General features: G+C 64.1%; 25 protein-coding genes, 1 tRNA gene and 1 pseudogene. 21 read left to right on the top strand and 6 right to left on the bottom strand.

Translation table 11 applies throughout. From position 1 onward, the window contains the following. Nucleotides 1–184: 184 nt before the first annotated feature. Nucleotides 185–2,821: an ATP-dependent chaperone ClpB gene (clpB, locus tag RAH32_RS08230; RefSeq protein WP_306606995.1), complete on the bottom strand. Its 2,637-nt coding sequence runs from the start codon at nt 2,819–2,821 to the stop codon at nt 185–187. Nucleotides 2,822–2,975: 154 nt separating this feature from the next. Between clpB and pyrF the strand changes: the two genes are divergently transcribed. After that, entirely contained in the window at nt 2,976–3,659 is a 684-nt protein-coding gene (gene pyrF / locus RAH32_RS08225) for an orotidine-5'-phosphate decarboxylase (RefSeq protein ID WP_306606993.1), read from the top strand. 46 nt (nt 3,660–3,705) lie between these two features. Beyond that, on the top strand, nt 3,706–4,440 hold the full coding sequence (locus tag RAH32_RS08220) for a DUF998 domain-containing protein (protein WP_306606991.1): 735 nt from the start codon (nt 3,706–3,708) through the stop codon (nt 4,438–4,440). Between the two features lie 50 nt (nt 4,441–4,490). Here the strand turns inward: RAH32_RS08220 and RAH32_RS08215 are convergent, their stop codons facing one another. The 3 genes and pseudogenes from RAH32_RS08215 to RAH32_RS08205 form a co-directional block, all read right to left on the bottom strand. Further along, nucleotides 4,491–4,751, bottom strand: a complete 261-nt coding sequence (locus RAH32_RS08215; RefSeq protein WP_306606989.1) for an NfeD family protein — start codon at nt 4,749–4,751, stop codon at nt 4,491–4,493. Continuing rightward, nucleotides 4,748–5,352, bottom strand: a pseudogene (locus tag RAH32_RS08210) (SPFH domain-containing protein). Before RAH32_RS08210 ends, RAH32_RS08215 begins: the two are co-directional and overlap by 4 nt. A 12-nt stretch (nt 5,353–5,364) precedes the next feature. Beyond that, a complete protein-coding gene (locus RAH32_RS08205; RefSeq protein WP_306606987.1) occupies nt 5,365–6,231 on the bottom strand; it encodes an N-formylglutamate amidohydrolase in 867 nt (288 codons plus the stop codon). Between the two features lie 155 nt (nt 6,232–6,386). On the opposite strand from RAH32_RS08205, the gene RAH32_RS08200 reads away from it, so the two are divergent. The 9 genes from RAH32_RS08200 (at nt 6,387) to RAH32_RS08160 (ending at nt 13,921) form a co-directional block, all read left to right on the top strand. Next, nucleotides 6,387–6,461: transfer RNA gene (locus RAH32_RS08200), tRNA-Val, on the top strand. 77 nt (nt 6,462–6,538) lie between these two features. Then, complete coding sequence (gene ykgO / locus RAH32_RS08195; RefSeq protein WP_028725484.1) at nt 6,539–6,664, top strand: type B 50S ribosomal protein L36; 126 nt, start codon at nt 6,539–6,541, stop codon at nt 6,662–6,664. Nucleotides 6,665–6,828: 164 nt separating this feature from the next. After that, nucleotides 6,829–7,749 carry a calcium-binding protein gene (locus tag RAH32_RS08190; protein WP_306606984.1) on the top strand — a complete coding sequence of 307 codons (921 nt, stop codon included), beginning with the start codon at nt 6,829–6,831 and terminating at the stop codon, nt 7,747–7,749. 140 nt (nt 7,750–7,889) lie between these two features. Further along, the gene (gene rpsO, locus RAH32_RS08185) at nt 7,890–8,159 is read left to right on the top strand and encodes a 30S ribosomal protein S15 (protein ID WP_306606982.1); all 270 of its coding nucleotides are present in this window, start codon (nt 7,890–7,892) and stop codon (nt 8,157–8,159) included. Between the two features lie 165 nt (nt 8,160–8,324). Then, complete coding sequence (locus RAH32_RS08180; protein ID WP_306606980.1) at nt 8,325–8,882, top strand: hypothetical protein; 558 nt, start codon at nt 8,325–8,327, stop codon at nt 8,880–8,882. Nucleotides 8,883–9,177: 295 nt separating this feature from the next. Continuing rightward, nucleotides 9,178–11,322 carry a polyribonucleotide nucleotidyltransferase gene (gene pnp, locus RAH32_RS08175; protein ID WP_306606978.1) on the top strand — a complete coding sequence of 715 codons (2,145 nt, stop codon included), beginning with the start codon at nt 9,178–9,180 and terminating at the stop codon, nt 11,320–11,322. Nucleotides 11,323–11,441: 119 nt separating this feature from the next. Next, nucleotides 11,442–12,338: a hypothetical protein gene (locus tag RAH32_RS08170; RefSeq protein ID WP_306606976.1), complete on the top strand. Its 897-nt coding sequence runs from the start codon at nt 11,442–11,444 to the stop codon at nt 12,336–12,338. A 1-nt stretch (nt 12,339) separates the two neighbouring features. Continuing rightward, complete coding sequence (locus RAH32_RS08165; RefSeq protein ID WP_306606974.1) at nt 12,340–13,095, top strand: hypothetical protein; 756 nt, start codon at nt 12,340–12,342, stop codon at nt 13,093–13,095. Beyond that, nucleotides 12,995–13,921, top strand: coding sequence for a glycosyltransferase family 25 protein (locus tag RAH32_RS08160; RefSeq protein WP_306606972.1), 927 nt, complete (start codon nt 12,995–12,997; stop codon nt 13,919–13,921). Before RAH32_RS08165 ends, RAH32_RS08160 begins: the two co-directional genes overlap by 101 nt. On the opposite strand, the gene RAH32_RS08155 is transcribed toward RAH32_RS08160, so the two are convergent. Continuing rightward, entirely contained in the window at nt 13,922–14,578 is a 657-nt protein-coding gene (locus RAH32_RS08155) for a peroxiredoxin (protein WP_306606969.1), read from the bottom strand. It lies immediately after the preceding gene. A gap of 154 nt (nt 14,579–14,732) precedes the next feature. On the opposite strand from RAH32_RS08155, the gene RAH32_RS08150 reads away from it, so the two are divergent. The 10 genes from RAH32_RS08150 (at nt 14,733) to rfbA (ending at nt 25,392) form a co-directional block, all read left to right on the top strand. Next, the gene (locus tag RAH32_RS08150) at nt 14,733–16,181 is read left to right on the top strand and encodes an aldehyde dehydrogenase family protein (protein ID WP_306606966.1); all 1,449 of its coding nucleotides are present in this window, start codon (nt 14,733–14,735) and stop codon (nt 16,179–16,181) included. 93 nt (nt 16,182–16,274) lie between these two features. After that, nucleotides 16,275–17,012, top strand: a complete 738-nt coding sequence (locus tag RAH32_RS08145) for a flagellar motor protein MotB (RefSeq protein ID WP_306606965.1) — start codon at nt 16,275–16,277, stop codon at nt 17,010–17,012. 69 nt (nt 17,013–17,081) lie between these two features. Next, entirely contained in the window at nt 17,082–18,398 is a 1,317-nt protein-coding gene (locus RAH32_RS08140) for a flagellar hook protein FlgE (protein WP_306606963.1), read from the top strand. 12 nt (nt 18,399–18,410) lie between these two features. Further along, nucleotides 18,411–19,862: a flagellar hook-associated protein FlgK gene (gene flgK, locus RAH32_RS08135; protein WP_306606961.1), complete on the top strand. Its 1,452-nt coding sequence runs from the start codon at nt 18,411–18,413 to the stop codon at nt 19,860–19,862. A 3-nt stretch (nt 19,863–19,865) separates the two neighbouring features. Then, nucleotides 19,866–20,876: a flagellin family protein gene (locus RAH32_RS08130; RefSeq protein WP_306606959.1), complete on the top strand. Its 1,011-nt coding sequence runs from the start codon at nt 19,866–19,868 to the stop codon at nt 20,874–20,876. Next, nucleotides 20,876–21,976: a flagellar basal body P-ring protein FlgI gene (locus RAH32_RS08125; RefSeq protein ID WP_306606957.1), complete on the top strand. Its 1,101-nt coding sequence runs from the start codon at nt 20,876–20,878 to the stop codon at nt 21,974–21,976. Before RAH32_RS08130 ends, RAH32_RS08125 begins: the two co-directional genes overlap by 1 nt. Before the next feature lie 89 nt (nt 21,977–22,065). Beyond that, nucleotides 22,066–22,626 (top strand): dTDP-4-dehydrorhamnose 3,5-epimerase, encoded by a 561-nt coding sequence (rfbC, locus tag RAH32_RS08120; protein ID WP_306606955.1) that lies wholly within the window; start codon nt 22,066–22,068, stop codon nt 22,624–22,626. Next, complete coding sequence (rfbB, locus tag RAH32_RS08115) at nt 22,623–23,663, top strand: dTDP-glucose 4,6-dehydratase (protein WP_306606953.1); 1,041 nt, start codon at nt 22,623–22,625, stop codon at nt 23,661–23,663. Before rfbC ends, rfbB begins: the two co-directional genes overlap by 4 nt. Then, on the top strand, nt 23,660–24,517 hold the full coding sequence (gene rfbD / locus RAH32_RS08110) for a dTDP-4-dehydrorhamnose reductase (RefSeq protein WP_306606951.1): 858 nt from the start codon (nt 23,660–23,662) through the stop codon (nt 24,515–24,517). Before rfbB ends, rfbD begins: the two co-directional genes overlap by 4 nt. Then, the gene (gene rfbA / locus RAH32_RS08105; RefSeq protein ID WP_306606949.1) at nt 24,514–25,392 is read left to right on the top strand and encodes a glucose-1-phosphate thymidylyltransferase RfbA; all 879 of its coding nucleotides are present in this window, start codon (nt 24,514–24,516) and stop codon (nt 25,390–25,392) included. Before rfbD ends, rfbA begins: the two co-directional genes overlap by 4 nt. Here rfbA and RAH32_RS08100 read toward each other — a convergent pair. Further along, on the bottom strand, nt 25,362–26,336 hold the full coding sequence (locus RAH32_RS08100; RefSeq protein ID WP_306606947.1) for a glycosyltransferase family 2 protein: 975 nt from the start codon (nt 26,334–26,336) through the stop codon (nt 25,362–25,364). The genes rfbA and RAH32_RS08100 overlap by 31 nt on opposite strands. Nucleotides 26,337–26,381: the final 45 nt, after the last annotated feature.

Below are 26,381 nucleotides of genomic sequence, written 5' to 3'. Positions count from 1 at the left end.
GGATACCGGAAAGCCTCTGGTGTATCATGAACATGCGGGCAGGATATGTCCGCAAACCTCCGACCAAGACGGTCCCCCCGCCGTCAAGGCCGCCAGAGACGCGCCCTCCTCCCTGCGAAGTCTTTGGCGGCCCCTCTCGCAAGGAAAAGCGCGGGACTTTTCCGTCATCCCGCGCTTTTCATGTTCAGTGAACGGTTGCCTCGGGCTTGGGGCCTTCACCGACGGCCCCAAGCTTGTGCCCCGCGCGGCCGATGCGGTTTTCCACGATCAGTCCGTCCGGCCCGGCGCTGACATGGACCGTCTGCCCATCCAGCACCTCGCCCGACAGCAGCAGTTCGGCCAGCGGATCCTGCAACGCTCGCTGGATCACCCGCTTCAGGGGACGCGCCCCGAAGACCGGGTCATAGCCCTGGTCGGCCAGCCACTTGCGCGCATCCTCGTCCAGGTCCAGGGTGATCTTGCGTCCTGCAAGCCGCTGCTCCAGCCGCCGCAACTGGATCTTGACGATGCCGTCCATGTTCTGCCGCGACAGGCGGCGGAAGATGATGATCTCGTCCAGGCGGTTCAGGAACTCGGGCCGGAAATGCGCCCGCACCGCCTCCATCACCTGATGCCGCGCATCCGTCGAATCCGATCCTTCCGGCAGATGCGACAGCGCCTGCGACCCCAGGTTCGACGTCAGGATGATCAGCGTCTGCTTGAAGTCCACCGTCCGGCCCTGGCCATCGGTCAACTGCCCGTCGTCCAGCACCTGAAGCAGCACGTTGAACACGTCCGGGTGTGCCTTCTCGACCTCGTCGAACAGGATCACCTGATAGGGACGCCGCCGCACGGCCTCGGTCAAGACGCCGCCTTCGTCATAGCCGACATAGCCCGGAGGAGCGCCGATCAGCCGCGCCACGGAATGTTTTTCCATGAACTCGGACATGTCGATGCGGACCATCGCGCTGTCATCGTCGAACATGTATTCGGCAAGGGCCTTGGTCAGTTCGGTCTTGCCGACGCCGGTCGGACCCAGGAACAGGAAGCTGCCCAGGGGACGGTTCTCGTCGTTCAGGCCCGCCCGCGCGCGGCGGACGGCGTTCGAAACGGCCACCACGGCTTCCTGCTGGCCGATGACGCGCGCGCCGATCTGCTCCTCCATCTTCAGCAGCTTCTCGCGCTCGCCTTCCAGCATCTTGCTGGTGGGGATGCCGGTCCAGCGTTCCACGACCTCGGCGATCTGCTCGGGGCGCACGGCTTCCTCGACCATCAAGCCGTCGCCGCCGTTCTCGGCCTCGGCCAACTGCTTTTCCAAGCCGGGGATGATGCCATAGGACAACTCCCCCGCGCGGGCCAGGTTGCCCTCGCGCTTGGCCTGGTCCAGTTCGGCGCGCGCCCGGTCAAGCTGTTCGTTGAGGTTGCGCGAACCTTCCAGCTTGTCGCGTTCGGCCTGCCAGCGGGCGGTCATTTCCGCGCTGCGCTGCTGCAGGTCGGACAGGTCGCGTTCCAGCCGTTCCAGCCGGTCCTTCGAGGCCGTGTCGTCTTCCTTTTTCAGCGCCTCGGCCTCAATCTGCATCTGCAGGATCTGGCGGTCAAGCTGGTCCAGCTCCTCGGGCTTGCTGTCCACCTCCATGCGCAGGCGCGAGGCAGCCTCGTCCACAAGGTCGATGGCCTTGTCGGGCAGGAAGCGGTCGGTGATGTAGCGGTGGCTCAGCGTGGCCGCCGCGACCAGGGCCGCGTCGGAGATGCGGACGCCGTGGTGAAGTTCATACTTCTCCTTGATGCCGCGCAGGATGCTGATCGTGTCCTCGACCGTCGGCTCCTCGACCATGACCGGCTGGAAGCGCCGGGCCAGGGCCGCGTCCTTTTCGATATACTTGCGGTATTCGTCCAGGGTGGTGGCGCCCACGCAATGCAGCTCACCCCGCGCCAGCGCGGGCTTGATCAGGTTCGCGGCATCCATCGCGCCATCGGTCTTGCCCGCGCCGACCAGCACGTGCAATTCGTCGATAAACAGGATGATCTCGCCCGCGGCGTTCTCGATCTCCTTCAGGATCGACTTCAGCCGCTCCTCGAACTCGCCCCGGTATTTCGCACCGGCGATCAGCGCGCCCATGTCCAGCGCCATCAGCTTCTTGTCGCGCAGGGATTCCGGCACATCGCCATCGACGATGCGCAGGGCGAGGCCCTCGGCAATCGCCGTCTTGCCCACGCCGGGTTCGCCGATCAGCACCGGGTTGTTCTTGGTGCGGCGCGACAGCACCTGCATGGCGCGGCGGATTTCCTCGTCCCGGCCGATGATCGGGTCGATCTTGCCGTCCCGCGCGGCTTGCGTCAGGTCGCGGGCATATTTCTCCAGCGCCTCATAGCTGTCCTCGGCCGACGCGCTGTCGGCGGTGCGGCCCTTGCGGATGTCGTTGATGGCCGCGTTCAGCTTTTGCGCGGTCACGCCACCTGCGGTCAGCGCGTCGCGGGCATTGGTGTTGACCATCGTCAGCGCCATCAGGATGCGCTCGGCCGGCACGAAGCTGTCGCCGGCCTTCTTGGCGATCTGCTCGGCCTCGTCCAGGACACGCACCAGGCTGGGGTCCACATAGACCTGGCCATTGCCGCCCTTGACCTTGGGCTGCTTGGCCACGGCCGCATCGACGGCTTCCTTCACGCGCCGGGCATCGCCGCCCGCGCGGGTGATCAGGTTGGCGGACAGCCCCTGGTCGTCGTCCATCAGCGCCTTGAGCAGATGTTCGGGGACAACCCGCTGGTTTTCCTCGCGGATCGCGATGGTCTGGGCGGCCTGCATGAAGCCGCGCGACCGTTCGGTGAACTTTTCCATGTTCATCGGCACTTCTCCTTTGTTAGCCCCCGTGTCGCTGGCGCCCTGTCGCGGCGCGCCCCGGTCCGGGTCTTCGACTATGATCTGGTAAGTCTTGCGGCGCTTTCAAGCCGCCTGGCGATGTGCCATAACGCCGCGATTTTGCTGAAAGGGCAGGGCGATGGATGACCGGCTGATCGTGGCACTGGACGTGCCGAATGCCCTTGCGGGACTGGACCTGGCCGAGAGGCTGGGCGACGCCGTGGGCTTCTACAAGATCGGCCTGGGAATGCTGACCGGCGGCGGGCTGGCGCTTGCGAACGAATTGAAGCAGGACCACGGCAAGCGGATCTTTCTGGACATGAAGCTGTTCGACATCGGCGCCACGGTGGAGGCCGCCGTGCGCGGGCTGGCCCGCTTCAAGCTGGATTTCCTGACCGTGCATGGCGATCCGCATGTGGTCCGGGCCGCCAAGGAAGGGGCGGCGGGATCGAACCTGAAGATCCTGGGCGTGACGGTGCTGACCTCGCTTGAACGCGCCGATCTGGACGCGGGCATGATCCAGCCGGGCGACATCCACGACATCACCGTGGAACGCGCCGCCCGCGCCTTCGAGGCGGGCGCCGACGGCATCATCTGTTCCCCGCGCGAGGCGCAGGCGATCCGCGCGTTGCCGGGGTCGCGGCTGATCGTGACGCCGGGCGTCCGGCCCGCCGGGGCGGCGCTTGGCGACCAGAAGCGGGTCGAGACGCCCGCCAGCGCCATCGCGGCGGGGGCCGATCACATCGTTGTCGGCCGTCCCATCTGGCAGGCCGCCGATCCCCGCGCCGCGGCGGAGGCCATCCTGGCGGAAATGCGCGGCTGATTGACCGATCGTGCCATCCGCGCCAGTCTGGCGAAAAGGGGGCAGGATGGCGGACAAGAGCGGCATTTCCCAAAAGGCCCATAACGACCTGGTCCTGTCCTTCCTCGCGGTTCGGCGGGCCATCGGGGGCTTGGGCTTCTTCCTGCCGCTGACGCTGCTGGCCTATGGCCTGTTCCGGGGCGACCTGCTGCCCAGCATCTCGTCGGCCTATTACACCCCGATGCGCGAGGTTTTCGTCGGCACATTGATGGCCCAGGCGGTGTTCCTGTGGAGCTATGAGGGGTTCCGCCCCGATGCGGGCGACTGGATCACGGACAAGGGCACCGCGCGCGTGGCAGCCGTGGCCATCGCCCTGGTGGCCTTGGCGCCCACCAACCCCGATGAAAAGGCGCCCGAGGATGCCTCCGAACCGCTTTGCACGCTGTTGCAATGCCTGCTGGATCGTGGCAACGCGGATTGGTCGTCGCTGGTGCATCTGGTCTCGGCAGCGGTCTTCTTTGGCGCCCTCGCGGTCTATTGCCTGGTCCTGTTTACCAAGGGCGCGGTGGATGGTGCAGAGAAACAGGCCTCCAACCGGATTTACCGTGTCTGCGGCTGGATCATCATCATCAGCATCGGTCTGGTGGGGGTGCTGTTCGCGACCGGCCTGGACGACAGCCTGAAAGGCTTGCGCCCGGTCTTCTGGCTGGAAACCATCGCCACCTTCGCCTTCGCGACAAGCTGGATGGTCAAGGGCGATGCGATGCAGCCCCTGGTGCGCGGGGTCGCGGCGCTGCGCTGAGGGGTTTCTTCTTTGCCCCAATACCCGTCTTCGGCCTGCCAACTGCGCCGTCAGTCGTTGATGTCGCGGTCCCAGATGCGCCGATCCCCCCGGCTGGTGGGCCACAGACGGCGGAACACCAGCCAAGCCAGGCTCGACAGCAGCGCGGTCATCACCAAGGTCACCGGCAGCCCCGCCGACCACAGCCCCGCCAGCATCAGCACCCCCATCAGCCCGACTGAGGCCGCCAGCCCCATGAACGCCCAGCCCGGCACCAGCAGTTCGATCCCCGCCAGCACGAAGGCCGCGATCAGCCACCACCAGCCGTTCATGAGGACGACCGCCCGCGCAGAAGGCCGAAGGCGTCAAGCGCCGCCGCCGGCACCAGAACGACCTGCCTGCCCTGGCCCTTGCCGATATCGGCCAGGGCCTCGACCTGCTTCAGCGCCATCTGGTACTGCGCCGCCTCCAGTCCGTTCTTCGAGATCGCCTCGGCGATGGCAGCGATGGCGGCGGTGGCATAGGCCTCGGCGTCGGCCAGCACGCGCTTGGCCTTGGCCAGCTGCTCGGCCGCGTAAAGCTCGCCATCGGCGGCCAGCTTGACGGCGCGGCGCTTGCCCTCGGCCTCGGTCACCGGGGCGCGGCGGGCGCGTTCGGCGTTCAACTGTTGCAGCATGGCGGCGCGGGTGGCCTGGTCTAGGTTCACGTCCAGGATCTCGGCCCGGGTCACTTCGGTCCCCCAGTCGCCGACCATTTTGGCACCGTCAGGTTGATTCCCGGTCCCAGGACGGAATGCAGCGGTCCGAATCGTTCAACCACATATTTCTCGGATTGCCGGACGATCTTCACGGCAGACAGGGCGGCCATCAGGATCAGGACCGTCAGGACGATCAGGGCAAGGTTCTGGCCGATCAGGGCAGGCAGGTCGTCCATCGCGCGCTCCTGTTATTCGGCGGCGATCGCCGCGTCGGACCGGCCGTCGGCATCCAGGACCGACAGCGTCCGAATCACCCGCGCCATACGGGCGGCGACATCGCCGAAGCCCTCGTGCGGAGTAATCGTCTTTTCGTCCATGTACAGCGCCCGATCGATTTCCAATTGGACCACATGGACATTCTGGCCAGGCCGGCCATAGGCGGAACAGATATAGGCCCCCGCAAAGGGCGAGTTGCGCCGGATCCGCCAGCCCTCGGCCTCGACGGCGGCGACGATGGCGTCCGACACGCGGGCGGCGGCGGACAGCCCGTGGCGATTGCCCAGCACCATGTCGGGACGCGCCCCGTGCAGATGGTTCAGGGCGTCATGGGGCATCGAATGCATGTCGATAAGGATCGCCTGGCCGAACCGCGATCGCGCCTCGGCGATCAGGCTGGTCAGGGCCTGGTGATAGGGCCGCCAATAGGCGTCGATGCGGCGTTCGGCCTCGGCCCGGTCTATGGGGCGTTCCAGGATGGCCCGGCCCTGGGACACGACGCGGGGGATCACCCCCAGGCCCGCCAGCGTTCGCTGGTTCAGCGGATGGCGCGGCACGCCGCGGACCACCAGGGGGTCGATCTCGTCCGGGGCGCGGTTCAGATCGACGATGGCGCGCGGCACCTGGGCGCGAATCGTCACCGCGCCGAAGGAGGGTGCGCAGGCGATCAGGCGGTCCACGAAGGCATCCTCGGAGGACCGCAGGGTTTCGGCGGGCAGCTTCGTGCCTTCCAGGAACCAGTCGGGATAGGCCCGGCCCGAATGAGGCGATCCGAAGATGACGCCGCTGGCCCAGGGTCCGGGCCGGTCGATCAGGACAGGCAGGTCGGATTCGGTCAAGTCAGTCCCCGGCGGGCGGTTTCCTTTTTCCCATATAAGCGATTATTTTCCTGCTGCGATAGGGCTTGAAACCCCCGGTGCCCCCCTATATAGACACGCGGACCGAAAGGCGGTGCCGGACCTGTCGCAGGATGTTTCCGGGATCACCCAAGGACGGGCGGTTAGCTCAGCGGTAGAGCACTACGTTGACATCGTAGTGGCCACTGGTTCGATCCCAGTACCGCCCACCATGTTTTCGCCGCCCCCGGCCGATGTCGGGGGCATTTCGTTTTCCTGCGGCTGCGGGCCGCGTGATGGAGAAAAACCGATGAAGGTTCGCAATTCGCTCCGCTCGCTGAAAAGCCGGCACCGCGACTGCCAGATCGTGCGCCGCAAGGGCCGCATCTACGTGATCAACAAGACCAACCGCCGCTTCAAGGCCCGCCAGGGCTGATCCGGCGCGATCACGTCGAAAACGAAACCACCCGCCCCCTGGGCGGGTTTTTTCATGTCCAGTGCGTGATTTCTGACACGGATTAACCCTTTTTTTACAATTGTCTTGGTTAATGTCGCCTTGCGGTTGTAGTACCAAGTTGTGTCTCTGTTCGGGGTTCCGCCATGTTCGTGCTTGCCAGTCTGATGGCGCTTGCTGCGGCCGGTGCCGCGCTTGACCTGGCCCCCAGCCGCACCGATGACGACGACGACACCGATGGCCTTCCCCCGACCCTGGGCGAGGCCGATCCAGGCGAGGTGGGCGATGTCAGTTCCGGCACCCCGGAACTGGGCGAATTGCCCGAGGAGCCTGTTCTCCCGCCTCCTGACCCGCTGCCCGACGCTGAAGCCGAAGATGAACTGATCGAAGGCGGTGCCTCTGCGGACAACCTGCATGGCGGGCGGGGCAATGATACGGTTGTCGGCGGGGCGGGCGAGGACTGGATCCAGGGCGACGGCGAATATGATGCGGCCGGCGCGGACGAGATCTGGGGCGGCGCGGGTGCCGATTCGCTGGTCGGGCAAGGTGGCGACGACATCATCTGGGGCGAGGATGACGACGACACGATCTATGGCGGCGAAGGGCAGGACACGCTGTTCGGCGGGGCCGGAAACGATTGGCTTTCCGGCAATGACGGGGACGACATTCTTGTCGCGGGCGGGGGCGGAGACGATCTTGACGGTGGCCGCGGCAACGACCTTCTGGTGGGCGACGATGATCCCCAGACCGTGTGGATGCACGGCGGCGAGGGTGACGACACGCTGATGCCGGGCAGCGCCGATTTCGCCGAGGGACAGGCCGGAGCCGACGATTTCGTCGTGAAGCAAGGCGCGGCGACCCTGCCGGTGATTGCCGACTTCGACGCGAAAGAGGATCAGATGATCCTGCACCTGCCCGGCAGCGTGGCGCAGGAGGCGCAGGTCGGTCTTGTCCAGGATCAGGACGGCACGATGCTGGTGACGGTGAACGGCGATCCCGTGGTCAGGATGCTGCAAGGCGGCGGCCTGGCAGTCGCGGATATCGTGATCGTCCGCACGCCGGGTTGAGGCTGCGAAACCCCTTTCCCTGATCGCGCTTTTCCTGTATTGGCGCGCATCCGTTCCGCTCTGCCGGGCGGATGCTCCACGGGCCAGTGCTGGACGACATCCCGGCCTGCGCCATAATCCCTTTTTGAAAGGAGACCCCGATGTCGATCACCGTCGAAGAAAAAGCCCGCGTCATCAAGGAATTCGGCACCGCCGCCGGCGATACCGGTTCGCCCGAGGTGCAGGTGGCGATCCTGTCGTCGCGCATCGCCACCCTGACCGAGCATTTCAAGACCCACAAGAAGGATAACCACTCTCGTCGTGGCCTTCTCAAGCTGGTCGCGCAGCGCCGCAAGCTGCTGGACTATCTGAAGAAGAAGGACGAAGCCCGCTATACCGACCTGATCGGCAAGCTGGGCCTGCGCCGCTGATCGCAGACCGTCTGGACAGGCAAGCGCCCGCAGCCCCAGGCTGCGGGCGCTTTTCGTTTCAGCGCCTTGAAGGGGTTAACACTTCGTTAAAATACGACAGGCTTTTTGGTAGATCCCTTTGACCTGCAGCTTAAAAAATAAGCTGTCAGTAAAAAGGAGTCGCGAATGGTACTTGGTATCTTGAAACCCGTTCTGAACCCCCTGCTAAGTCCGGCAGCGTCCAATGCAGCCTCTGAAAGCTCCGTGGCAAGAAGCGCGGCTGAAGCCCAGGCTGCCGCGCAGCAGGCGGCAACGCAGCCCGGCGTCGATCAGTCCGAAGGCGTTGTATTCGATTTGTCCGACAAGGCGCTGCAACAGGTCGAAGAAGCGGCCGCGGCCCAATCCGCGGCATCGGCTTCGCCTGCCCAGGATGCGGCCGCGCAGACGCCCGTCACGTCTGCCGGCGCATCGTCGGGTGCGGCCCGCGGGGCATCGATGACCGACAAGCCTGCCGAGGAGAAAGCCGCCCCGGTGGTCAGCCGGGAACTTGCCCCAAGCGATCCGTCCGAGGAGGAACGCGCCCGTGCCTGGGCCATCCGCGGGATGGAACGCGGGAAGCTGCTGGATCTGGTCGAGAGGCTCAAGGTCACGCCACAGGCGGACCCGGCCGAGAAAGAGGTGGCCGAACACACCGCCGCGCAGCCCTTCGTTCAGGCCGCACCCGACCGCAAGGACGATGCTTGACGACAGGTCCTTGCCCGGAACACCAGGAAGACGCCCGTTGCCTTCGGCCACGGGCGTTTGTCGTGGCGGGTCATGCGGCATTCCCTTGGCCTGCCGGTCGCCCGGCCTTTCCGGCCCCTGGCCGCCGCGCGCCGCCCGTCCCACTTCCCAAACCCCTTGTTTTCCTGTAAGGCCCCGCCATCTGTGACGTGACGCCCATGCCCCGGGGCACATGCGAAGGATAGGGGCGGCGGCAATGGGGTCGCCATAGGACACGGGCGTGGCCAGAGGGCTGGCGCGGCCCAGAGGAAACCAGATGTTTGATGAAGTGAAGAAATCTATCCAGTGGGGCCAGGAAACGCTCACGCTGGAAACGGGCAAGGTTGCCCGTCAGGCCGACGGCACGGTGATCGCCACCCTGGGCGAGACCAGCGTCATGGCCAACGTGACCTTCGCGAAAGAACCGAAGCCCGGGCAGGATTTCTTCCCGCTGACGGTCCACTATCAGGAAAAATACTATGCTGCCGGCAAGATCCCCGGCGGCTTCTTCAAGCGCGAGGCTCGCCCGACCGAGAAGGAGACGCTGACCGCGCGTCTGATCGACCGGCCCTGCCGCCCGCTGTTCGCGCCGGGATTCAAGAACGAAACCTTGGTCATGTGCACGGTCCTGTCGCATGACCTGGTCAACGATCCCGACATCGTTGCGATGATCGCGGCATCTGCCGCCCTGACCATTTCCGGCGTTCCCTTCATGGGTCCGATCGGCGCGGCCCGCGTGGGCTTCGTGAACGGCCAGTATGTGCTGAACCCCGAAGTGTCCGACATGGACAACCTGCGCGCCAACCCGGAACAGCGCCTGGACCTGGTCGTCGCCGGCACGAAAGATGCCGTGATGATGGTCGAATCGGAAGCCTATGAGCTGACCGAGGAGGAGATGCTGGGCGCCGTCAAGTTCGGCCATGAGGCGATGCAGCCCGTGATCGACCTGATCATCGACCTGGCCGAGGTGGCCGCCAAGGAGCCCTTCGACTTCCAGTCGCCGGATTACGGCACGCTTTATGCCCGCGTGAAGGAACTGGGCGAAGCCGAGATGCGCACTGCTTACGGCATCGTCGACAAGTCCGATCGCCGCGATTCGATCCAGGCGGTGCGCGAAAAGATCGTCGCCAGCCTGTCCGAGGAAGAACTGGCCGATCCGAACCTGGGTTCGGCGCTGAAAAAGCTGGAATCCGGCATCCTGCGCGGGGACATCATCCGTGGCGGCGCCCGGATCGACGGCCGTGACAACCGCACGGTGCGCGCCATCGAGAGCGAGGTCGGCATCCTGCCGCGCACCCATGGTTCGGCGCTGTTCACCCGCGGCGAGACGCAGGCCCTGGTCGTGACCACGCTGGGCACCGGCGATGACGAACAGATCATCGACGCGCTGCATGGCAATTTCCGGTCGAACTTCCTGCTGCACTACAACTTCCCGCCCTATTCGGTGGGCGAGGTTGGCCGCGTCGGCAGCCCCGGCCGCCGCGAGATCGGCCATGGCAAGCTGGCCTGGCGCGCCCTTCAGGCCGTGCTGCCCGCGCCGACCGACTTCCCCTATACGATCCGCGTCGTGTCCGAGATCACCGAGTCCAACGGCTCGTCTTCGATGGCGTCGGTCTGCGGCGGTTCGCTGGCGATGATGGACGCGGGTGTTCCGCTGAAGGCGCCGGTCGCCGGCGTGGCCATGGGCCTGGTGCTGGAGGATGCCGACAACTGGGCGGTCCTGACCGACATCCTGGGGGATGAGGATCACCTGGGCGACATGGACTTCAAGGTCGCGGGCACCGCTGAAGGCATCACGTCCTTGCAGATGGACATCAAGGTCGCGGGGATCACGCCCGCCATCATGGAACAGGCCCTGGCGCAAGCCAAGGAAGGCCGTCTGCACATCCTGGGCGAGATGGCCAAGGCCCTGTCCGAAGGCCGCCGCGAGTTCTCGGCCCATGCGCCGCGCATCGAGACCATGCAGATCCCGACCGACAAGATCCGCGAGGTGATCGGTTCGGGCGGCAAGGTCATCCGCGAGATCGTGGAAACCTCGGGCGCCAAGGTGGACATCAACGACGACGGCACCATCAAGATCGCCTCGGCCAATGCCGATTCGATCAAGAAGGCCTATGACATGATCTATTCGATCGTGGCCGAGCCGGAAGAAGGCAGGATCTATACCGGCAAGGTCGTCAAGCTGGTCGATTTCGGCGCCTTCGTGAACTTCTTCGGCAAGCGCGACGGCCTGGTCCACGTGTCCCAGATCGCCAACAAGCGCCTGAACCATCCCAACGAGGTCCTGAAGGAAGGCCAGGAGGTCAAGGTCAAGCTGCTGGGCTTCGACGACCGCGGCAAGGTCCGCCTGGGCATGAAGATGGTGGACCAGGAAACCGGCCAGGAAATCACCGAAGCCAAGGAAGAAGCGGCCGAGGGCTGATCCTTTCGAAAAACACTGGAAGGCCCCGCATCGGCGGGGCCTTTTTTGATCCCGCCCCACCGATTGACAGCCATCCTTTCTGCTGCAACACCTGACCCGCACAGCAGGGCAGGGCGCGCATGAATGTTTCAGACTATCTGGCCGGGGCGGGACTTTCCGTGCGGCCGCTGCCCGAGGCTTTGAGCCAGCCGCAGGGCAGGATTCTGGCGCACTTGCGGCGTCCCGGCTCCGTCGATCTGGCCTGCACGACCGACCTTCGCGGGGAAATCGGGCTTTATGAAACCGCACGGGGCGAACCGCCGCTGTTCGTGTCCTATTACACCACCGGCACCCCCTATGAAGACCTTGCCGCCGATCTGCGCGCATCCCTTGACCGGCACGGCCTGCCGCACCGGATCGAGCCGGTAGCCTCACGCGGTTCCTGGGTCGCCAATACCGGTCTGAAGGCACGGGTGATTCAGACAGTCTGGAATGAAAGCGACCGTCCTATCTGCTGGATCGACGCCGATGCCGCGATCCTGCGGACGCCCAGCTTTCTGATGGGCAACCCCTTCGACGTGGCCTTTGTCCGCCGCGATGGCTGGGAAGACATCTCGTATCTCATCTATCTCAACACGACGCCGGTGGTGGGCAGGCTGCTGGCCGAATGGGTCCGGCTGTGCGACGAACACCCCAATGTGTGGGACCAGGTGCTGTTCAGCCTTGCCTGGTTTCGCACCGCCCGCGATGGGGCAATGGCAAGCCAGTGGCTGAACAGCGGCATTTCCCGGACGCCGCGGCCCAGGATCCGCGACCTGAGAGATCAGCTTTTCTATTATCCGACCCGTCGCAAGATCCGCCCCTTCATCGACCAGAAACAGGCTTCGCGCAAACTCAAGGCCTATATCAACGCCTCGGAGCGGCCCAGGAACGAGATCGGTACCGATGATCTGAGCGCGGGTTATCGCGTCGCCCTGGCGTCCTATGATTTCGGTTTCGATGGGCGGCTGGATGCGGTCGTGTCAGGGCGGGACTAGGATGGTCACGCGCCGGAAATCGCGGTTCGAGCGGTTCTTCTCGCTCAACCAGCATCGCAAACGCTGGGGCGGACGGCGCCATGTCGTCGCCGATCCCGACCTTGCCGCGATGCGCGGTCGCATCGTCAATGCGGGCGAGGCGGTGCAGACGCGCGGATCGGTAAAGTCGCTGGACCGGCACCTGGCCAACCTGAGAAGCGAGTTTTCCGGCCAGTCCGAGCTTCTTCTGCATCACGCAACGCTGATCGTCCTGATCCGCCGCGAGGTGCGGTTGACCGAAAGCCTGGCCGCCTTCGCTGCGCTTTGGTCGCAAGAGGCCGAGTTTCTGTGCCGGAACCTGAACCTCCGCTGGCTGATTTCTGCTGCCGATACCTTTGCCGACCACGGCACGGATCCTCAGGACCGCGCGATCGGGATGATGGCCTCGATGCTGGCAAATACGGTAAAGATCGCGGAATCGGACCGTTACATCCACGGAGCAGAGGCCTTGGCGCCACTGCCCGACCGGATCGAGAAACTTCAGACCGACCTGGTCCCGCTGTTCGAGGGAACATCGGTCTTTACCGTCGGCACGGACGATACCCTGCGCAACATGTACTGGCGGCTGGAGCCGTTTTTCGCGGCCGGGGCAGTCGGGCTGATCCTCAAGACCATCTATGACCGGATGCAGGTCAACGACACGGCCTTTGCCCGGCTGCGGGCGCTTCACCACCGCGACCGGACCGGATGGTGGGACGACACTGCCGGGACATCCTGACGTGGCGGATCGCGGTTCTGGTCATCAGGGGGGTGGGACACGGTGTCCCGTTTACCTCATCAATCTTGACGGTTCTGACGAACGTCTTCGTTCTGCCACGCGGCAACTGGCCGACGAGGGTATAGCCTTCGAGCGCGTCCCGGCATTCGACGGCAGGGTGCTGCGGATGGACGAATTTCCCGACTACGATCCCGCAGGTGCGATGGCCTATATGGGCCGGCCCCTGCGCGGGGGCGAGATCGGCTGCTATCTCAGCCATCTGGATGGCGCGCGTCGCATTCTGGATAGTGGTGCCCCATGGGGGATGGTGCTCGAAGACGACGTTCAACTGAAGCCCGGCTTTGCCGAAGGGATCGCCGTTCTTCTGGACTGGCTGGACCGCCATAATGGCGACTGGGATCTGATCAATCTCGGCTCGCCCCAGCACAAGATCTATACTCCGGTCATGGATTTCAGGGTTGCCGGGCGGCATCACGAACTGACCCGCGCCCACTACTTTCCGATGACGGCCACGGCGCTGATCTGGTCGCGGAAGGGGGCGGAAACCTTTGTGCGCAGCCACGACCGCATCACGCGGGGCGTGGACAATCATTTCCGTCACTGGCTGACCCGCAGCGACAGCGGGCTGGCGGTCTGGCCGCCCTTGGTCACGACAACCGGCGCGGAAAGCGATATCGAGGACGGCCAGGGCAAGCGTTCGGCCCAGGGGCGGCACCCTCTTTACGGGCTGATCAAGCAGCGCCGGCAGATCGTGAACAAGCTGATCGCCTGGCGTCATAAGCGCGATTTGGCGCGTCGCCGCAAGGCCGCGGACCTGGATCCCTGATCAGGCCGGATCCTTGGTAAAGCGCAGATAGGGCAGCTTGATGTCCAGGGGGCCATAGCGTTCCTCGGCCGCCTTGTCGTCAAGCGCCAGGGCCACGATCACGTCCTGTCCCGGCATCCAGTTTGCAGGCGTAGCGATGGGCACGCCGTCGGTCTTCTGCACGGCATCCAGGGTGCGCAGGATCTCGGCGAAGTTCCGGCCGATCGACATCGGATAGGTCATGGTCAGCCGGATCTTCTTGTCGGGACCAATGATGAAGACGCTGCGCACCGTTGCGGAATGGGCCGGCGTGCGTCCTTCGGAGGGCAGGTAGTGGTCCGCCGGCAGCATGTCATAGGCCTTGGCCACCGCCAGGTCCCGGTCGTCGATCATCGCGAAATCGGCCGAGGCGCCGGCCACGGCCTCGATGTCGCGCTTCCACTTTCCATGGTCCTCGACCGAATCAACCGAGACGCCAAGAACCTTGGTGCTGCGTTTTTCGAATTCGGGGATCAACTGGGCGACGACGCCGAATTCGGTCGTGCAGACAGGCGTGAAGTCGCGCGGATGGCTGAAGATGATGCCATAGCTGTCGCCCAGCCAGTCGTGGAACCGAATCTCGCCCTCGGTCGAGGGGGCGGTGAAATCGGGGGCAATGTCATTGATGCGCAGGGACATGGGCCGCTTCCTTCAAATCGGGAATTTCGGGCAAGATAGGTCAAAGCGGCAGGAATGCCAGAGTTTTATCGATGGTTTGAATCGAGATTTAACAAGGGTTGCGCAGGTCTTGCCGCCGCTTCACCTTGTCGCCAATTGGATTGGAGAGATCGCGATGACCGAGCTTCTGGACAAGCGCAAGTTCTATATCGACGGGGCATGGGTGGATCCCCAGCGGGCCAATGATCTCGAGGTGATCGACCCCTCGACCGAGGAAGCGGTGGCGGTCATCAGCCTGGGCGACCAGGCCGATACGGACCGGGCAGTGTCGGCCGCCAAGGCCGCTTTGTCAGGATGGTCTCGGACGGAACCGGGCGAGCGGCTGGCCCATGTCGAGAAGATCCTCGAGATCTACAACCGCAGGGCGCAGGACATGGCCTGGGCCATCAGCCACGAGATGGGCGCGCCACAGGACATGTCCCTGGGCGACCAGGTGGCTGCCGGAACCTATCATATCGAGAACTTCATCAAGGCATTCAAGGATTTCGAGTTCATCCGTCCGCTTGGGGACCATGCCCCCACCTCGATGGTCGCGTGGGAGCCTGTCGGCGTGGTCGGCCTGATCACGCCCTGGAACTGGCCGATGAACCAGGTGACGCTGAAGGTGATCCCGGCGATCCTGGCAGGCGATACCTGTGTCCTGAAGCCCTCCGAGATCGCGCCCCTGTCCTCTATGCTCTTTGCCGAGATCGTGGACGAGGCGGGCCTGCCCAAGGGTGTCTTCAACCTGGTGAACGGCGACGGGCCGGGGGTGGGCACACAGCTTTCCACACACAAGGACGTGGACATGATCAGCTTCACCGGATCCACCCGCGCCGGGATCGCGATCACCAAGGCTGCGGCCGACACGTTGAAGAAGGTGGTGCTGGAACTGGGTGGCAAGGGGGCCAACATCGTCTTTGCCGATGCCGACGACAAGGCCGTGGTGCGCGGCGCGCGGCATTGCTTCTATAACAGCGGCCAGTCCTGCAACGCGCCGACCCGGATGCTGGTCGAACGGTCGGTCTATGACCAGGCCGTCGAGACGGCGGCCAAGGTCGCCCAGGAAACGCAGGTCGCAAGCGCCCATCAGCCGGGCAAGCATATCGGTCCGGTGGTCAGCAAGCAGCAGTGGGACAAGATCCAGGATCTGATCCAGAAGGGCATCGACGAAGGCGCGCGCCTTGTCGCGGGCGGCACCGGCCTGCCGGAAGGGGTGAACCGCGGCTATTTCGTCCGCCCGACCGTTTTCGCCGATGTCAGCAATGACATGACCATCGCCCAGCAGGAAATCTTCGGTCCGGTCCTGTCGATCATCCCCTTCGACACCGAAGAACAGGCGATCGAGATCGCCAACGACACGCCCTATGGCCTGACCAACTATGTCCAGTCCGGGGACGGGGCGCGGCGCAACCGCGTGGCGCGGAGGCTGCGGTCCGGCATGGTAGAGATGAACGGCCAGTCACGCGGCGCAGGATCGGCCTTCGGCGGGGTCAAGATGTCGGGCCGCGCCCGCGAGGGCGGCGTCATGGGCCTTGAGGAATTCATGGACTCCAAGGCCATCAGCGGCTGGCACAAGGACTGAACCTTTCGGGATAATGCCTAGCATTTGAGGGGTCGGCTTGTTCCAGGGCCGACTTGCCGCGACATTCCGTCAGGAAATCGATGGCGGTGTGCAATGGCAAGGCAGAAGGGGGCGGCAGGCCCCACGATCATGATCAAGCGGGTGACCGCCTCGGGCGACGGCGGTCACCATGGCGGCGCCTGGAAGGTCGCCTATGCGGATTTCGTGACCGCCATGATGGCATTCTTTCTGCTGATGTGGCTGCTGAATGCCACGACCGAACAACAGCGTTCGGGCTTGGCCGATTATTTCAACCCCACCATCGTCCGAACGCCCGGAGCCTCGGGCGAGGGGGTCGAACAGCAGGGCAAGGAACCCTCCGACGTTACGCTGGAGCAGGTGGCCGAGGAGATCGAGCGTCAGCTTCGTGCCAGCGGTGGCGAATCGCAGCAACTGACCAACCTGCTGCGCCATGTCGTCACGCGCATGACGGACGAGGGGCTGGTCATCGAACTAGGTGATCTGACGGACCAGCCGTTGTTTGTCGAAGATTCCGGCCAGCCGCAGCCGGTTCTGACCGAACTGACCCGAATCATCGGCAGGGTGCTGACCAAGACGCGCAACCAGATCGCCATTTCCGGCCATGTCCGGGCCTATCCTGAAACGCTGGTGGACTCCCCTGTCTGGCCCCTGTCGGATGCCCGCGCACATGCCGTCCGGGGCCTGCTTGAGGGTTCCGACCTCGATGCCCAGCGGATTCAGCGGGTTACAGGCTATGCCGACCGCAAGAACAAGACCGGGAACCCCATGGATCCGACCAATAACCGGATAGAGGTGATTTTACTCAGATAGTCGGGGGCGATTAGGCGAATCTTAAGTCCTGCGGTGGATGATCGGGGGTGAACTGAAAAAGGTGATGCCATGTCAATGTCTTCCGCGATGAGCGCCGGTGTTTCGGGGCTGGCGGCCAATTCCACCCGTCTTGCAACGATTTCGGACAATATCGCGAATTCGGGGACCTATGGCTACAAGCGCATGGAAACCGACTTCAATTCCTTTGTGCTGAACCAGCACCGCGTTGCGGGCATGTATTCGGCAGGCGGTGTCACAGCCACCACGCAAAGGGTGATCGAGGATGACGGTGCGTTGTCCACGACCACGCATCCGCTGGACATCGCCATATCGGGCCGGGGAATGCTGCCGGTCACGTCGGCGGTGGACCTGGACAACGGGTTCACGGACCTGCCTTTCATGATGACCCGCACGGGGTCGTTCCGTCCCGATGCCGAAGGTGTCCTGAAGACGAGTTCGGGCTTGGTCCTGATGGGCTGGCCTGCCCAGGCTGACGGGACCATCCCGCTGATGTCCCGCGATACCATGACCGGCCTGACTCCAGTCCAGATCAGCGCAAACCAGACTGCAGGCGATCCCACAACCGAGGTATCCCTGGGCGTCAACCTGCCCGCAAGCCAGACCTTATCCACCGCCTCAGGCGATCCCCTGGCCCTGAAGGTCGAATATTTTGGAAACCTGGGCACGTCAGAGTCCTTGAACATCACCTTCACCCCGGACACTTCGGATCCGACCGGCATGTCGAATACCTGGGTGATGGAGGTCCGCGATTCCGCCTCGGATCCGGCCTCGAACCTGATCGGGTCTTATCGCATCGTCTTTGACGACAGTCAGGCAAATGGCGGCAGCATCGCCAGCGTGACCACGCTTGCTGGCGGTGCCTATGACCCGGCGACGGGGGCAATCGGCCTGACCGTCGAGGGCGGCGCGATGGATCTGGTCATCGGTACGCCCGGCGGAACGACGGGCCTGCGGCAGCTTGCAGCCAATTTCTCGCCCACGAACATCACCAAGAATGGATCTCCGGTCGGCAACCTCACCACTGTGGAAGTGGACGCGGACGGCTTTCTGAAGGCCAGCTATGACACTGGCTTCGTCAAGACCCTGTATCAGATCCCGCTGGTTGATGTTCCCAATCCGAACGGCTTGGTGTCCGTCGACTCGCAAGCCTTCACCATATCGCCCACCTCGGGCAGCTTCTTCCTGTGGAGTGCGGGCGACGGCCCGACGGGTTCGGTCCAGGGGTATGCTCTGGAGGAGTCGACCACCGATGTGGCCGAGGAACTGACCCACCTGATTCTGACGCAGCGCGCTTATTCGTCGAACGCAAAGATCATCCAGACCGTCGATGAGATGTTGCAGGAAACAACGAACATCAAACGCTGAGGGATAGGTTGAATGAGCATCGCGCGCGCCCTTGGAAATGCCATGTCGGGCCTGACGGCCACGGCGCGGGGCACCGAAACCGTGGCGGCAAACCTGGCCAATGCCGCCACCCCTGGCTATGCCCGGCGAGAGATGGCGGTCAGTGCCCAGACGGCGGGCGGCAATGCAGGGGGCGTGCGCATCGATGGCGTCACGCGTGCGGTGAATGCCAGCGTCCTGTCGGAATCCCGCCTGGCCGAGGCCGCGCGGGCCGAAGCCTCGACCCGGCTGGCCTTTGCCAAGCAGATCGAGGATCGGATTGGGATTGCCGGGAACACCGGCGGTCTGGGCGCGGCACTCAGCGATTTTCGAACGGCTCTGTCGTCCGCAGCCAGTCGCCCCGATGACGAAATCCGGCTGACGCAGGCTGTTGACAAGGCGCAGATACTGGCCACCCGGCTGAATGCAGCCTCGGATCAGGTTCAGGCTGCCCGCAGCGCAGCGGATCAGGCCATCGCCGCCGATGTCGCCCGGCTGAACAAATCACTTGCCGAAGTCGCGCATCTCAACCGCCGGATCGCCGTGCTGGAGGCCGATGGCTCGGACCCTTCGTCGCTTCTGGATCAAAGACAGGGGATCATCAGCGAAATTTCAAAGATCGTTCCCGTGCAAGAGGTGACGCGCCCTGCCGGAGCCGTGGCGCTGTTCACGGCCGAGGGTGCGGTGCTTCTTGACGGAACCACCCCGACTGAATTGTCCTTCACGGCCGCGGGGCAGGTGACTGCAGGTCAGGCGGCGGGATCCGGGTTGGCGCTGCTGACGCAGAACGGTGCCGAACTGACGCAATCGCAGATGCAGCTTTACGCGGGCGGCTCCCTGGCTGCGAATTTCGCCATTCGTGACGAACTGGCCCCTGCCGTCCAAGCCTCGCTGGACGATCTGGCCTTTGAATTGCATGAACGCCTTGCGGATCCGGCCGTCGATGGCACCCTGACCGCGACCTCGGCCGGCCTGTTCACGGACGGTGGCGCCCGCGCCAGCTTGGCAGGCAAGACAGGCTTGGCAGGGCGTATCGGCGTGAACGACGCCGTGGCCGAGAACGCTGGAGGGGCGGCCTGGCGGCTGCGTTCGGGGCTGGAAGCCGGCACGGAAGGTGCGGTCGGCGATTCGACCCTGCTGGTTGCGATCTCGGAAGCGCTTGATCGTGCCACCTTGGTCTCCGGCACGGGCTTCAGCGGCAAGGCATCCCTGACCGACCGCTTTGGAACGGTGGAGTCGCTGGTGTCCACCGCTCGTGTGAACGCACAGTCCGACGCCGCGATCCGGAACAGTCAAGCCGACACGATCTCGTCCAGGCTGGCCGCGGATGGCGTAGACAGCGATGCAGAGATGCAGCGTCTGCTGCGATACGAACAGGCCTATGCCGCCAATGCGCGGGTCATTCAGGCCATTCAGACCATGATGGATCAGATACTGGGGATATGACGGATGACGGTGCAATCCATCGGTGATCAGGCCCGCGCCTTTGCCATGCAGGCCGCGTCGAACAGGATCAAGACCACTCTGGCCACGCTGACGGCCGAGTTGTCCAGCGGAGAGGTGGCGGATCTGGGCGCCAGGCTGCAAGGCAACACGCAGGATCTGGCAGGGATCGAATCGCGGCTTGCGATGCTGGCGCAGTTCAAGTCCAACGCAGCCGAGGCTGCGGCCCATACCCAAGGCATGCAGAATGCGCTGACATCGGTTCGGTCGATCATCGAGGATATGGGACAAGGCCTTTATCTGGAACCCCAAGCCACCTCGGATGGACTCATGGCGGCTCGTTCAGCCGAGGCCGCATCGGCTTTGCAAACCGCGATCGGTCATTTGAACGGCACGGTCGGGCAACGCTTCCTGTTTTCAGGTGCGCGCAGCGACACACAGCCTCTGGCATCGGCGGACACGATCCTGACCGCGCTGACCACGCATGTGGCCGGGCTGACCACGGCCCAGGATGTGTCGCAGGCGGTGTCGGATTGGTTTGACGCAGCCCCCGGCATGGGCGGCTTTGCCGATATGGCCTATCATGGCGGAGCAGGCGGCCAATCGACGCCCATCGGCGAGGAGACGACGATCACCCTTACCACGACCGCCTTGTCCCCCTCTGTCCGCGACAGCCTGAAGGGCTTGGCGACTGCAGCAATGCTGGATCGGGGCGCATTGGCGGGGGACGGGGTCGAGGGCAGGAAGCTTCTGCAAGCGGCCGGCAAGGCCCTGTTGGAGAGTTCTCCTCCGTTGATCGCGGAAATGTCCCGTCTGGGTTATTCCCAGCAGGTCATCGCCACGGCGCAGACCGAAGGCGATGCAGCATCCGCCACCCTGCAGACCGCGCGAAACACGCTGCGCGAGGCCGACCCCTTGGCGACTGCGGCCGCCATATCGGATGCGGAAACCAAGTTGCAAACGCTGTATTCCGTGATCGGGCGGCTGTCGCAACTCAAGCTGGTGGATTATCTGTGATGCGTCGCTTCCTGGTTATGATCGCCATGGTCCTGCTGCCCGCGATCGCGGCGGCGGCTCCGGTCCGGATCAAGGATCTGGCCGATTTCGACGGGGTCAGGGGCAACGACCTGGTCGGCTATGGCCTGGTCGTTGGCCTGGATGGTACCGGGGATGGCTTCCGCAATGCCCCTTTCACCGAAGAATTGCTGGCCGGACTGCTGGAACGGCTGGGAGTCAATGTCACTGATGAGGCGCTGCGGTCCCGCAATGTCGCCGCCGTCGTGGTCACCGCGACCCTGCCCCCTTTTGCGCGGTCGGGCAGCCGTATCGACGTCAGCGTATCCACGATCGGTGACGCCAAGAGCCTGCTGGGGGGCACGCTGGTCATGACTCCGCTCAAGGCGGCAGACGGCAATATCTACGCCGTGGCCCAGGGCTCCATCATCGCCAGCGGCGCCGCGATCGAGGGCGAGGCCGCGCGGGTGGTCGAAGGGGTGCCGACTTCGGGCAAGATCCCTGTCGGCGCGAGGGTGGAGCGGGAGGTCGAGTTCGATTTCGCCAGCATCCAGAACATCCGCGTCGCCCTGAGGAACGCGGATTTCACGACGGCAACACGGATCGAAGATGCCATCAATCGCGACTTCGATCGCAGGGTCGCGATCACCCAGGACAGCGGCACCGTGCTGGTCGAGTTCAGGCAGCTGGGCGATGTGAACCCCGCCCGTGTTCTGGGGCGCATCGAAAACCTGACCGTCGAACCGGAAGACCGCGCGAAGGTCGTCATCGACCACAAGTCCGGCACCATCGTGATCGGAGAGCGGGTGCGCATCTCCCGGGTTGCCGTGTCCCAAGGGTCGTTGACGCTGAGTGTCAGCGAGGCGCCCATGGTCTCGCAGCCTAATCCCTTTGCAAGGGGGGAAACCGTCACCGTGCCCCGGACGGTGGCGGAATTGCGCAATGAACCGGGCATCGGCTTTGCCGAGGTGGCCGGGGAAACCTCTCTCAGCGATCTGGTGGAGGGATTGAACGCCCTGGGGGTCCGCCCCCGAGAGATGATCGATATTCTCAAATCCATCCATGCGGCAGGGGCGCTTCACGCTGATCTGGTGATCGAGTGACTTATCCAGGATTTTCGCTGGCGGGTGAGTGACACGCCTTGTTCCATCGCATAGAGGGGGGGCGACGTTTTCAGCCTTGGATCGGTCCGATGAAGATAGAAGCCACTGCCTTGCCCGATGTCCTTGTCCTGACGCCGGCGCGCTTTGGCGACGAACGCGGCTTCTTTTCAGAAAGCTGGAATCGAAAGACCTTAGCCGATGCCGGGTTGGAAATCCCCGAATTCGTCCAGGACAATCACTCCCTGTCTTTCCGGGTCGGGACCGTTCGCGGTCTGCATTATCAGGCGCCGCCCTTTGCCCAGGGAAAGCTGGTACGCTGCGGCCGGGGGGCGCTTCTGGACGTGGCTGTCGATGCGCGGCGGGGCAGTCCCACATACGGCAAATGGATTGCGGTTCAACTGACCGCAGACAATGGGCGACAGCTTTGGATCCCCGCAGGCTTTCTTCATGGGTTCGTCACCCAGGAACCCGATACCGAGATCGTCTACAAATGCACCGCTTATTATGACCGCGCCAGCGATGGGGCGGTCCTGTGGAACAGCCTGGGAATAGACTGGGGGGTAGAGGCTCCTTTGCTTTCCGACAAGGACCGGGATGCCCCTGCCTTCGCCGACTGGACGTCACCTTTTGAATACAAAGGCGCAGCATGAAGATTCTCGTGACCGGAGGAGCGGGGTTCATCGGTTCGGCAGTGGTTCGCCTTGCCGTTTCGCGCGGGCATGAGGTCGTCAATGTCGATGCGCTGACCTATGCCGCCAATCCCGCGAATGTGGCTGATGCTGCCGAAAGCCCGCTCTATCGCTTCGAGCATGTCGATATACGCGACCGTGCGGAACTGGACCGTGTCTTTGAAACCCACCGGCCCGATGCGGTGATGCATCTGGCGGCGGAAAGCCATGTTGATCGTTCCATCGACGGGCCTGCGGCCTTTATCGAGACCAATGTGATCGGCACGTTCAATATGCTGGAGGCCGCGCGCAACTTCTGGACGGCGAATGGCAGGCCGGATGCCTTCCGTTTTCACCACATCTCGACGGATGAAGTCTTTGGTTCGTTGGGCGACACGGGACAGTTCACCGAAACCACCCCCTATGATCCGCGCAGTCCCTATTCTGCCAGCAAGGCAGGGTCGGACCACCTGGTGCGGGCCTGGCACGAGACCTATGGCCTTCCGGTGGTGCTGACGAACTGTTCGAACAACTACGGACCGTATCATTTCCCCGAAAAACTCGTGCCCGTCGTCATCCTGAAGGCGCTGGCAGGAGAGCCGATCCCGGTCTATGGCGACGGCGGCAATGTGCGCGACTGGCTTTACGTCGAAGATCATGCCGACGCGCTGCTTCTGGTTGTCGAAAAGGGACAGGTCGGTCGCAGTTACAACATCGGCGGCGAGAACGAGGCCAGGAACATCGACCTGGTCCGCACGATTTGCGCGCATATGGATGACCTGCATCCCGAAGGTGCGCCTCATGCCGATCTGATCACCTTTGTGACCGATCGGCCGGGCCATGACCGACGCTATGCGATCGACCCGACCCGGATCCGCACGGAACTGGGATGGCGCCCCTCGGTCACGGTCAATGAGGGACTGCGGCGGACGGTCGAATGGTATCTGAACCACCGTGACTGGTGGCAGCCGTTGTTGTCGCGCGACGGGGTCGGCCAGCGGCTTGGTCAGGCGAAATGACCGGCCTGCTGATCCTTGGAAAGTCCGGGCAGCTTGCGCAGGCCCTGATGCGCCTTGCCCCCGAGGCGATCGCCTGGGGCAGAGAGGACGCAGATCTTTCCTTTCCCGACGCGGTCATTCCACGCATCCATGCGCTGAGGCCCTGGGGGATCATCAACGCGTCTGCCTATACCGCCGTCGATCGCGCCGAAAGCGAGCCGGAGGCCGCGTCCATCCTGAACGCCACAGCGCCGGGATTGTTGGCCAGGGCGGCGGCCGAACTGGGGATTCCGTTCCTGCATGTATCGACCGACTATGTCTTCGACGGGACGGGCGACCTGCCAAAGGCGGAGGACGCCGCCACCGCACCCGCAAGCGTCTATGGCCGGACCAAGCTGGACGGGGAGCGGCAGGTCGCGGCGGCGGGCGGGCAATGGGCAGTGATGCGCACCTCGTGGGTATTTTCGCCGGATGGCTCGAACTTCGTCAAGACCATGCTGCGGTTGGGGGCCGGGCGTGACCAGATCAATGTCGTGGCCGATCAGATCGGCGGTCCGACCGAGGCCAGCCGGATCGCTGCCGCCCTGCTCAAGATGGCGGATCGGATGCGGGCCGACACGAAGTCGGGGGGCCTTTACCATTTTGCCGGATCGCCCGACGTCAGCTGGGCGGATTTCGCACGCGCGATTTTCGATCGCGCCGGGCTGGCCTGCGCCGTGCGCGACATCCCGACCAGCGATTATCCCACACCTGCGCGGCGTCCGGCCAATTCGCGGCTGGATTGTACAAGGATCGCACGTGATTTCGGGATAGACCGCCCGGACTGGCGAATGGATCTCGACACTGTCTTGAAGCAACTGGGATACCAAAAATGACGGGACGCAAGGGCATCATTCTCGCGGGCGGGTCGGGGACGCGCCTTTATCCGATCACGATGGGCGTTTCGAAGCAGCTTCTTCCGCTTTATGACAAGCCAATGATCTATTACCCCATCAGCGTGCTGATGCTGGCCGGAATCCGTGAGATTGCGATCATCACCACGCCCGAGGATCAGGCGCAGTTTCAGCGGCTGCTTGGAACGGGCGAGCAGTGGGGACTGCGGTTCGAGTGGATCATCCAGCCTTCGCCCGACGGTCTGGCCCAGGCCTATCTGCTGGCCGAGGATTTCCTGGCGGGTGCGCCATCGGCCATGGTCCTGGGTGACAATATCTTCTTCGGCCATGGCCTGCCCGAACTGCTGAAGGCGGCGGATCAGCGGATCAGCGGCGGGACTGTTTTCGGCTATCGCGTTTCGGATCCCGAACGGTACGGCGTGGTCGATTTCCAATCCGACGGCCGGGTTCGCGCGATCATCGAGAAGCCGGAACTGCCGCCGTCGAACTTTGCCGTGACGGGCCTTTATTTTCTGGACGGCACGGCGCCGGAACGTGCTCGGCAAGTCAAGCCTTCCGAACGGGGCGAGCTTGAGATCACGACGCTTCTGGAAAGCTATCTTCGCGACGGCAGCCTGACGGTTGAAAAGATGGGGCGTGGCTTTGCGTGGCTGGATACCGGCACCCATGGCAGCTTGCTGGATGCGGGAAACTTCGTGCGGACGCTGGAAAAGCGCCAGGGGTTGCAGACGGGCTGCCCCGAGGAAATCGCCTTCGAGGCCGGCTGGATTTCCGAGGATGCCTTGCGCGAACAGGCGCAACGGTTTTCCAAGAATGCCTATGGCCGTTACCTGATGGGATTGCTGGGGGCACGCTGACGCAGCCTGCCCAGCAAGGCCGCGACAAACAGGGCCGCGGTCCCCGCGCCGGTCTGCCGGTAAAGCCCCAGACGTGCCATGCTGCACGCGGCAAGCGGCCCGTGCTGCCCCAGGGCTGCGCCGAAACCATCGAGGATCCGGCAATTTTCCGGCAGTAATTCCGATCGGACGGCATCCAGGGCCGCGTGGTTGGCGGCCAGCCAGCCGCCATAATCCCCGGCCAGAAGCATGGCGATCCGCTGCGACATTGCAGCTGCCGTATCGTTGCGTCCCATGACGCTGCGGGCATGCTGGCGATAGAACAAGGCGGGTCGCGGATCATGGATCAGCGCCGCGCCCGCGCCCGAGGTGATCTGATAGGCCCACCAGTCATGCGACTCGATATTCCGCGCCTGGGCCTCTGGGGCGCAACGGCGCAGGATAGCTGCAGCCTGCGCGTTGAAGACCGAGGTATTGCCCGCCATGATCGCCTGAACCAGGGCATTGCGAAATCCCAGAGGCCGCAGGAAATGGCGGGATTCGACTATCGGAACCAGGGCCGCATCGGTGATGATCGTGCGGGCTGCGTAATGGGCGGGACCTTCGTGTCGTGACAGGGCGGCCACGGCGCGGGCAAGCTTGTCGGGAAACCATACATCATCCTGATCGCAAAAGGCGATCATGCCGTCTGGTGCCGTCGACAGCAGGTGCAGGAAGTTCTGGGTGGCGCCCCGGCACGGTCCGGCTATGATCCGCACCTGCCCTGCAGGGCGCGTGGCGGCGAAATTCGTTGCAATGTCGCCAGTCCCGTCTTCCGATCCGTCATCCGAGACGATCAGTCGCCAGTTGCGGTGGGTTTGCGCGGCGATGCTGTCCAACTGCGCCTTGATGAAGGATGCGCCGCAATAGCTGGCCAGAAGGATCGTGACGCAATCGTCATGGGCAGGAAAGGCAGATCGGTCCACCGGCTATGTCCTTGGAGTCGGGCAGGGCCGGTTTCTGCCCTGCCG

It is taken from the genome of Paracoccus yibinensis, assembly GCF_030846195.1.
GTDB classification, from domain to species: domain Bacteria; phylum Pseudomonadota; class Alphaproteobacteria; order Rhodobacterales; family Rhodobacteraceae; genus Paracoccus; species Paracoccus yibinensis.
This window is presented reverse-complemented; position numbering and strand designations above follow the sequence as displayed.

Bases quoted from the DNA above. Each gene is read 5' to 3' on its own strand.
- rfbA (WP_306606949.1), top strand. From the start codon at position 24,514: ATGACGGGACGCAAGGGCATCATTCTCGCGGGCGGGTCGGGGACGCGC.
- RAH32_RS08150 (WP_306606966.1), top strand. From the start codon at position 14,733: ATGACCGAGCTTCTGGACAAGCGCAAGTTCTATATCGACGGGGCATGG.
- RAH32_RS08160 (WP_306606972.1), top strand. From the start codon at position 12,995: ATGACCGGATGCAGGTCAACGACACGGCCTTTGCCCGGCTGCGGGCGC.
- RAH32_RS08125 (WP_306606957.1), top strand. From the start codon at position 20,876: ATGCGTCGCTTCCTGGTTATGATCGCCATGGTCCTGCTGCCCGCGATC.
- RAH32_RS08140 (WP_306606963.1), top strand. From the start codon at position 17,082: ATGTCAATGTCTTCCGCGATGAGCGCCGGTGTTTCGGGGCTGGCGGCC.
- RAH32_RS08155 (WP_306606969.1), bottom strand. From the start codon at position 14,578: ATGTCCCTGCGCATCAATGACATTGCCCCCGATTTCACCGCCCCCTCG.
- RAH32_RS08215 (WP_306606989.1), bottom strand. From the start codon at position 4,751: ATGAACGGCTGGTGGTGGCTGATCGCGGCCTTCGTGCTGGCGGGGATC.
- pnp (WP_306606978.1), top strand. From the start codon at position 9,178: ATGTTTGATGAAGTGAAGAAATCTATCCAGTGGGGCCAGGAAACGCTC.
- RAH32_RS08220 (WP_306606991.1), top strand. From the start codon at position 3,706: ATGGCGGACAAGAGCGGCATTTCCCAAAAGGCCCATAACGACCTGGTC.
- rpsO (WP_306606982.1), top strand. From the start codon at position 7,890: ATGTCGATCACCGTCGAAGAAAAAGCCCGCGTCATCAAGGAATTCGGC.
- RAH32_RS08165 (WP_306606974.1), top strand. From the start codon at position 12,340: ATGGTCACGCGCCGGAAATCGCGGTTCGAGCGGTTCTTCTCGCTCAAC.
- rfbC (WP_306606955.1), top strand. From the start codon at position 22,066: ATGAAGATAGAAGCCACTGCCTTGCCCGATGTCCTTGTCCTGACGCCG.
- RAH32_RS08170 (WP_306606976.1), top strand. From the start codon at position 11,442: ATGAATGTTTCAGACTATCTGGCCGGGGCGGGACTTTCCGTGCGGCCG.
- RAH32_RS08180 (WP_306606980.1), top strand. From the start codon at position 8,325: ATGGTACTTGGTATCTTGAAACCCGTTCTGAACCCCCTGCTAAGTCCG.
- rfbB (WP_306606953.1), top strand. From the start codon at position 22,623: ATGAAGATTCTCGTGACCGGAGGAGCGGGGTTCATCGGTTCGGCAGTG.
- ykgO (WP_028725484.1), top strand. From the start codon at position 6,539: ATGAAGGTTCGCAATTCGCTCCGCTCGCTGAAAAGCCGGCACCGCGAC.
- RAH32_RS08190 (WP_306606984.1), top strand. From the start codon at position 6,829: ATGTTCGTGCTTGCCAGTCTGATGGCGCTTGCTGCGGCCGGTGCCGCG.
- clpB (WP_306606995.1), bottom strand. From the start codon at position 2,821: ATGAACATGGAAAAGTTCACCGAACGGTCGCGCGGCTTCATGCAGGCC.
- pyrF (WP_306606993.1), top strand. From the start codon at position 2,976: ATGGATGACCGGCTGATCGTGGCACTGGACGTGCCGAATGCCCTTGCG.
- RAH32_RS08145 (WP_306606965.1), top strand. From the start codon at position 16,275: ATGGCAAGGCAGAAGGGGGCGGCAGGCCCCACGATCATGATCAAGCGG.
- rfbD (WP_306606951.1), top strand. From the start codon at position 23,660: ATGACCGGCCTGCTGATCCTTGGAAAGTCCGGGCAGCTTGCGCAGGCC.
- RAH32_RS08130 (WP_306606959.1), top strand. From the start codon at position 19,866: ATGACGGTGCAATCCATCGGTGATCAGGCCCGCGCCTTTGCCATGCAG.
- flgK (WP_306606961.1), top strand. From the start codon at position 18,411: ATGAGCATCGCGCGCGCCCTTGGAAATGCCATGTCGGGCCTGACGGCC.